Annotated in this window: 1 protein-coding gene; it reads right to left on the bottom strand. The window is 61.2% G+C overall.

The features are described 5' to 3' along the window. Positions 1-34: 34 nt before the first annotated feature. A partial coding sequence (locus B0W55_RS31010) for a hypothetical protein (protein ID WP_218189783.1) occupies positions 35-371 on the bottom strand: 337 nt, incomplete at its 5' end.

The raw sequence follows: 371 nt of genomic DNA, 5'->3' as shown, positions 1-371 counted from the left end.
CCTCGCCACAAAAGCAATTGCTGCAGACCACGGCTTATTTGACCCACACACCACCCGTGGTGAGGGGATTTATCCCCGCTGGGCTGCGAAGCAGCCCCAAACCCTGCCACCCCATTTCTTCAGGTCCGCCGCATGCACAGGCTTTGCGACTGCTGCGCAGCCGAGCGGGGATAAATCCCCTCACCACAAAGGCGAACGCGGCAGCTCCCCGTTTTTTGACCCACACAAATTCCGTGGCGAGGGAGCTTGCTCCCGCCGGGCTGCGCAGCAGCCCCAAACCCTGCCACTCCATTTCTCCAGACACACCGCATGCATAGGCTTTGCGACTGCTGCGCAGCCGAGCGGGAGTAAACTCCCTCGCCACAAAAGCA

This window comes from Pseudomonas sp. KK4 (assembly GCF_001984065.1).
GTDB lineage: Bacteria > Pseudomonadota > Gammaproteobacteria > Pseudomonadales > Pseudomonadaceae > Aquipseudomonas.
This window is presented reverse-complemented; position numbering and strand designations above follow the sequence as displayed.